The sequence below is a fragment of the Roseateles sp. P2_H4 genome, assembly GCF_056403315.1.
In genome coordinates this window covers 21206-27630 of the sequence record NZ_JBFUFR010000063.1, presented here as the reverse complement: position 1 = coordinate 27630, position 6425 = coordinate 21206, and the positions used below count along the sequence as shown (strand labels likewise).

Below are 6425 nucleotides of genomic sequence, written 5' to 3'. Positions count from 1 at the left end.
GCGCCGGCCGGCGCCGCGTGCCGCTGCGCTGCCGGCAGGGGGCTGGGTGTGCAGGCCCGGCACCTGGCCACGCTCGCGTTCGCGGTCGGCTTCGGCCCGGCGCAGAGCGTCAAGGATGTAGGACATGTGGTTGGTCGCTCGATTCTGGGGTCAGCGCGCCACGTCCAGGCGCGGCTCGGCCACGCCGGCGGCCCGGTTGATCTGCATCAGCGTGATGGGACCGACGCGGCCGTCCGGCTGCAGGCCCTGGCTGGCCTGGAAAGCCTGGACCTGGCGGGTCAGCTCGTTCAAGCCTGGCGGTGTGGAGGCGGCACTGGCGGGCGCGGCGATGCCCGGCACGCGGGCGAGTTGCTCGGCCAGCCAGTTGCGCAGAGGACCCATGTTGTCGCCGCGGTTGGCGTAGCCCGGCGGCATGCGCCAGAAGGTGCTGAACTCGCCACGCCAGGCACCGGCCAGTTCCGGCAGCGCGACCCGGCGCGGCTTGCCGTCCACCAGCAGCGTGGCCTGCTGCCCATCCAGCCCCACCAGCGCGGCCAGCGCCGGCGGCTGGCCCGGGCGCTGCAGCGTCAGCAGCACCGGGCGGTCGATCAGGCGGATCAGCGACAGGCTGCCGCTGCTGCTGCGGTAGCACTGCAGGCCGCGCTGTGCGGCAGCGGTGCAAGGGTCGACGTCGGCTGGCAGCGGCAAGCCCCAGCGCTGGGCCAATGCGGCCCAGGCGTCGCTCTCCTGCGGTGTCCAGTCGGCCAGGCGCAGCGGCTCGATGCTGCCGGCCGCTGAGGCGGGCCTGGTGGCGGAAGCCGCGGCCGAGGCCGCGCTCGCGGAGGAAGACGCGGCTGAGGCTGGCGCGGCGACCTTGGCGGTGTCGGCCTTGTCGTTGCGACCCGCCTTCGATGACTGTTGCAGCGCCCAGGTCAGCCCTGCGCCGGCCAGGGCCGCGGCCAGCACCAGCAGGCTCAGGCCGACCGGGTCCGACTTGCGCTTGCGCCGGCGTCGGGCAGGGGTGAGCTGCGCGTCGAACACTTCAGCCGCGGCCTGGCGGACGATGGCCGGCGTGACCTGGGCCTGGCCGCTGGCATAGCCGCCCAGCAGCGCGCGGTCGCACAGCAGGTTGATGCGGCGCGGCACGCCGCGGGTGAGCTGGTGGATCAGGCGCAGCGCCTTGGCGTCGAAGGGCAGGGCACCAGTGAGGCCGGCCACGTTCAGGCGGTGGCGGATGTACTGCGCCGTTTCAGCCTCGGACAGCGCGCCCAGGTGGAAGCGCGCGATCACGCGCTGCGCCAGCTGCTCCAGCTCGGGCCGGGCCAGCATGCCGCGCAGTTCGGGCTGGCCGATCAGCACCACCTGCAGCAGCTTGCGTTCGCTGGTCTCCAGGTTGGTCAGCAGGCGCAACTGCTCCAGCACGTCGGCCGAGAGGTTCTGCGCCTCGTCGATGATGAGCACGTTGTTGCGCCCGGCCGCGTGCTGCGCCAGCAGAAAGGCGTTGAGCGGGTCGACGTAGTCCTTCACCGTCCGCGCGCCCGGCGGCACCGCGGCGTGGAACTCGTCGCAGATCGCCTGCAGCAGCTCGGTGACGGTGAGCTTGGGGTTGAAGATGTAGGCGACGTTGCAGTTCGCCGGGATCTGCTCCAGGAAGCAGCGGCAGACCGTGGTCTTGCCGGCCCCGATCTCGCCGGTCAGCAGCACGAAGCCGCCACCGCCGTCCAGCCCATACAGCAGGTGGGCCAGCGCCTCGCGGTGGCGCTCGCTCATGAACAGGTAATGCGGGTCCGGCGCGATCGAGAACGGCGCTTGTTTCAAGCCGAAGAAGGGCGCGTACATGGGGCGGCAGGATAACCATCCCAACGGGGCCGCTCAGCTTTCCCGTCGACGCCGCGAAGCGCCGACGGTCCTTTGCGCCTTCAGTTCGCCGCGAAGCAGTACAGCAGGCCCGCGCCGCCGGTGCTCACCAGCTTGGGCTGGCTGCAGCCGCGGCTGCCGTGGGCGGAGTTCCAGGACGCATTGCCGCCGCCGGTGCGGTCGAAGTGGCCGAGTTGCACGGAGCCGTCCTCGGCGCCGGACGAGTAGTTGCGGCAGGTCTTGTCGGCGCTGTCCGGGTAGGCCCGGCCCTCGGGTGTGGAGCCGGTCAGGATGTCGTGCTCGTTGGGCGTATCGCCAGCGGCCTTGGGGCGTTCGCCTTTCTCCGTCAGCGCCGTGTTGCGCGTCAGGTTGCTGCCGAGTTGGGCCTGCTCCAGCGTGTCGCCGTGCAGATGGCCGACGTCGCGCGCGACGACCTGGCCGCGCACATTGGTCCAGGGGCCCCTGCCGATGCGGTCGCGGGCATTGACGGCGCCGGTGCCCTGGGTGCTCAGGTAGGCGCGCCAGGTCTTGAACGGCGTGCCGGCCGCGTCGGCCAGCTTCTGGCAATGCGCGTCCGCGCCTTCGAGGCCGCCATAGTTGGCGCCCTGGCCGCCACCGCTGCTGGTGACGAAGAAGCTGAAGGGCGGCGGGGGCGGGGCGCTGGCGGCCGCGGCCGGCGGAGTCTGGGCCTGGGCGGCGCCCGCGAACAGCAGGGCCGTGGCGAGGAGTGAAGTCTTCATGATCAGTTGGAATTCCTGTAATCGTCGTGGCAGGCCTTGCAGGTCTTTTGCAGGGCGGCGAGCTGGGCCTTGACGGCGGCCACGTCGCCGCCCTGGGCGATGCGGGCCAGTTCGTTGGCTTCCTTGCCGAAGGCGGCCTGGGCGGCGGCGGCGCCGGCGGCATCGCTGAACAGCGTGGCCTTGACCGAGGTGTCATGCCAGCCCTTGCCGCTGTCGGTGCCGGCGGCGAACAGGGTCGGCAGGCCGCCATTGGCGACGGCGGCGATCGTGTTCGCCGCGCGGATGACGTCGTCCTTGTTGTAGGCGCCGTCGACATTGGCCTTCACACGGCCGGTGTTCCAGCCTATGACCTGGTAGGCCGACTGGCGCCACTTGATGAGCTGTTCGGGCTTGGGGGCCTGCTGGGCCTGGGCGGTGGTGGCCAGCAGTGCCGCGGTGATGAGGCAAAGTGATTTCATCGTTGTGTTGGATGAGTGGGGAAAGGGATCAGCGGCCGGCCAGGCGCTCGACCTCGGCGAGGGCGGCGGCCACGTTGGCGGCGGGGGCCAGGCCGCCGACGGTGGCGACCACACGGCCGTCGCGGCCGATGACGAAGCTGGTGCGCTCGGCGCGGGCATGGGTGATGTCCTGGCCCTGGGTGGTCTTGCGGCCGGCCGGTGTCGCGGTGGTCGCGATGTCGAAGGCGCGGGCGATGTGGCCGTCGGCGTCGGAGGCGACGGCGAGCTTGCCGGCACAGGTCTCGGGGTCGGCCGAGAACTCGCGCAGGCGCTCGAGGCCGTCGCCCGACACGCCGATGACGCTGGCGCCGGCGGCGGTGAAGCGCGCCAGGTTCTCGGCGAACTCGTGAGCCTGCAGATTGCAGCCGCCCGTGAACGCGGCCGGATAGAAGTAGACGACGACGGGGCCCTTGGCGAGGGCGTCCTTGAGCTGGACGTCGATGGTCTTGCCGGCCAGCGCCGCGGTGGCACGGAAGTCGGGGGCGGCATCGCCGGGTTTGAGGGCCGCATGGGCGGTGCCTGCGAGGGCGAGCAGCGCAAAGGCGAAATGCTTCATGGCAAAGGCTTGTAGGGGTCGTGGCAGTCGTTGCAGGCGAGGGCGATGGCGCGCGCGGCGCCCTTGGCGCCGGTGACATCTCCGGCGGCCAGCGCCGTGGTGATGGCGGCCGCTTGACGCTCGCCGTCGCGCGAGAAGCCGACCGCATCGGCGGCCGGGTAGTCCTTCTCGAAGAAGGTCGTCATGTCGGCATAGAGCTTCTGCAGGGCCTGGGCATCGGCCGCAGCCTCGTCGTGGCGACCGGCGGCGAGGGCCTTCTGCACGCTGACCGACTTGTGGTCGATGGCGCGCATCCAGATGCCGAGGTCGAGCTTGGAGGCGGCGTGGCAGAGCGGCGCGGCGAGCAGGGCGATGGAGATGAGGAAGCGGGCTGTCATTTCTTGATCTTGTAGACCTCGTGGCAGGCCTTGCAGCTGCGCGTCAGGTCGCTGAGTGCGTCCTGCGCGGCGTCGTAGTTGCCGGCCTCGACGGCGGCGGCGATGGCCTGGGCGTGGTCCTGCGACTTGCGCGCGAAGTCGACGCCGCGGGCCGCATCGGGCTGGGCCGTGTAGTGGGCGCCGACCTGCTGGAAGAAGCGCGCGAGTTCACGCGCCTCGTCCAGGGCCTTGCGGTTCTGCAGGCTGACGTTGGAGTCCAGGTCGCGCAGCGTGTCTTCGGCAGTGCGCATGTCGTCGGCACTGAGATCGGCTTGTGCGGCGAAGACGGTGGTTGCAATGAGCACGGGGAGGACGGCTAGGTGTCTCGAGAAGTTCATTCGTTTGTTTTTGCGGAGAGCCTTTCGACTCGGTGCAGTGAGCCGGGAATCCGCCCCGGCAGGGCGGGTAACTTTTCTCTGACGCGCCAGAGAAAAGTCACCAAAAGAGGAGCGCTCAATGCAATCCGCACTCGAGCGGCGGCATGCGCTCGCGGTGCTCGGAACTGGGCCGCGCCTACACGCGATCCGCTGCGCTCTCGCTGCTGTCCCTGTGACGATCACCATCCATTGCTCCTTCACGCCGCTTAACGCCGGCTGCACGCCGTGCTCATCAGGAAATACCGAACAGCCGCGTCGCCCGAGCGACGCTGCATTGGGCTGTTTTGATGAGCCCGGCGTGCAGCCGCGCGTCGAACGGCCCGCAGATCCGATGGATGGCGCTCTTCACAAGTCGTGTGCGAGAGCGCAGCGGTTCGCTTGTGGGCGTCGGGCAGTCGGCTGTTGCACGGCGCAGCTCGTGCATGTGGTGCTCGTGTGCGGTTCAGGGCCTCTTCTTTGGTGACTTTCTTCTGGCCCCGCAGAAGAAAGTTACCCGGCCGCCGGGACGGACTCCCGGCAATGCATCGATGAGGCAGACCGCATCGCAAGAGCAACCGCGCTTAAGCCAGGATCTCCTTGATCACATCCCCAAACACCGTCGTCGCCTTCTCCGCCCGACCCTGATGCGCGAACACCAGCTTCTTGTGATTCAGCCCCAGCTGATGCAAGAGCGTCGCCTGCAGGTCATACGTGTCGACCACTCCAGTCGCAGCGCGCAATCCGATCTCATCCGTGCCGCCATACGTCCCCGGCTTGATGCCGCCGCCGGCGATCCATTGCGTGTAGCCCCAGGGGTTGTGATCCCGCCCGTTGCCCGACTGCCCATACGGCGTGCGGCCGAACTCGGAGGCCCAGACGACGAGGGTCGTCTCCAGCAGGCCGCGGGCCTTCAAGTCCGCCAGCAGGGCGCCCACCGGCTGGTCTACCTGCTTGCACATGACGGCGTGGTTCTTCTCCAGGTTGTTATGCGCATCCCACGAATCCACGCTGTTGTCCGGCGCGCCGGAGATGACGTGCACGAAGCGCACACCGCGCTCCACCAGGCGGCGGGCGCGCAGCAGGGCGGTGCCGTACTCGTCGGTCTCCTTGGTGCCGATGCCGTAGGCGGCCTTCGTCGCAGCGGTCTCCTTGCTGAAATCCACCGCTTCGGGTGCCGAGCTCTGCATGCGGTAGGCCAGGTCATAGCTCTTTGCGCGGGCGATCAGCTCGGTGTCGCCGGGGTAGCGCTCGGCATGCTCGCCGTTCAGCGCACGCAGCAGGTCGAGCTGGGCGCGCTGTTCCTTCTCGGTGATGCCATCGGGCCGCGCCAGATGCAGGATGGGCGAGTCGCCCTTGCGGAAGGGCGTGCCCTGCAGGGCGGCGGGCAGGAAGCCGCTGCTCCAGATGACGGCGCCACGGCCGCCGCCGGCCGCGCCCACGCCGGTGGGCAGCACGACGAAGGCCGGCAGGTCGGGGTTGGCCGAGCCGAGACCGTATTGCACCCAGGAGCCGAGCGCAGGGCGGCCCGGCACCAGGCCTGCGGTGTGCAGCTTCAGCGACGCGATGACGTGGGTGCTGCCCTCGGTCTTGCTGCCCTTCAGGAAGGCGATGTCATCGGCCTGCTTGGCGATGTTGGGCAGCAGGTCCGACACCCAGGCGCCGCTTTCGCCATGCTGCTTCCAGGTGCGCTTGCTGGCGTAGAGGTTGCCGACGCCGCCGTCGGTGGCCGTCTTCAGATCCTTGCCGAAGCTGTCGGGCAGGGGCGTACCGGCCAGCTTGATGAGATCGGGCTTGTAGTCGAACAGGTCCAGCGTGCTGGGCGCGCCGGCCATGTGCAGCCAGATGACGGCCTTGGCCTTGGCCGGGTGGTGGGGCTGGCGCGGCAGCGTCGGATCGAAGAGCTCGCTGGCGAAGGCGGACGAGAGGCCGCCGAAGCTGCCGAAACCGAAGGCGCCTGCGGCTGCGGAGCCGACGGCCGTGCCGAGGAAGTGGCGGCGGGAATGGTGGTGATGGCTCATTTCAAA

8 protein-coding genes and 1 pseudogene are annotated in these 6425 nt (G+C 69.7%); all 9 read right to left on the bottom strand.

All coding sequences use genetic code 11. The annotated features are described in order from the left end of the window. A pseudogene (locus AC1DW3_RS28990) lies at positions 1 to 126 on the bottom strand (general secretion pathway protein GspB); the annotation flags it as partial. 24 nt (positions 127 to 150) lie between these two features. Next, positions 151 to 1818 carry an ExeA family protein gene (locus AC1DW3_RS28985; RefSeq protein WP_477937443.1) on the bottom strand — a complete coding sequence of 556 codons (1668 nt, stop codon included), beginning with the start codon at positions 1816 to 1818 and terminating at the stop codon, positions 151 to 153. An 80-nt stretch (positions 1819 to 1898) separates the two neighbouring features. Continuing rightward, positions 1899 to 2576: a lectin gene (locus AC1DW3_RS28980; protein WP_477937441.1), complete on the bottom strand. Its 678-nt coding sequence runs from the start codon at positions 2574 to 2576 to the stop codon at positions 1899 to 1901. Between the two features lie 2 nt (positions 2577 to 2578). Next, positions 2579 to 3034: a c-type cytochrome gene (locus AC1DW3_RS28975; protein WP_477937439.1), complete on the bottom strand. Its 456-nt coding sequence runs from the start codon at positions 3032 to 3034 to the stop codon at positions 2579 to 2581. 28 nt (positions 3035 to 3062) lie between these two features. Further along, the gene (locus AC1DW3_RS28970; RefSeq protein WP_477937437.1) at positions 3063 to 3629 is read right to left on the bottom strand and encodes a peroxiredoxin; all 567 of its coding nucleotides are present in this window, start codon (positions 3627 to 3629) and stop codon (positions 3063 to 3065) included. Continuing rightward, the gene (locus AC1DW3_RS28965; protein WP_477937435.1) at positions 3626 to 4006 is read right to left on the bottom strand and encodes a hypothetical protein; all 381 of its coding nucleotides are present in this window, start codon (positions 4004 to 4006) and stop codon (positions 3626 to 3628) included. The genes AC1DW3_RS28970 and AC1DW3_RS28965 overlap by 4 nt, the downstream gene beginning before the upstream one ends. After that, a complete protein-coding gene (locus AC1DW3_RS28960; RefSeq protein WP_477937433.1) occupies positions 4003 to 4350 on the bottom strand; it encodes a cytochrome c in 348 nt (115 codons plus the stop codon). The genes AC1DW3_RS28965 and AC1DW3_RS28960 overlap by 4 nt, the downstream gene beginning before the upstream one ends. Before the next feature lie 304 nt (positions 4351 to 4654). After that, positions 4655 to 4846: a hypothetical protein gene (locus AC1DW3_RS28955; RefSeq protein ID WP_477937431.1), complete on the bottom strand. Its 192-nt coding sequence runs from the start codon at positions 4844 to 4846 to the stop codon at positions 4655 to 4657. Between the two features lie 136 nt (positions 4847 to 4982). Beyond that, positions 4983 to 6419, bottom strand: coding sequence for a DUF1501 domain-containing protein (locus AC1DW3_RS28950; protein WP_477937429.1), 1437 nt, complete (start codon positions 6417 to 6419; stop codon positions 4983 to 4985). Positions 6420 to 6425: the final 6 nt, after the last annotated feature.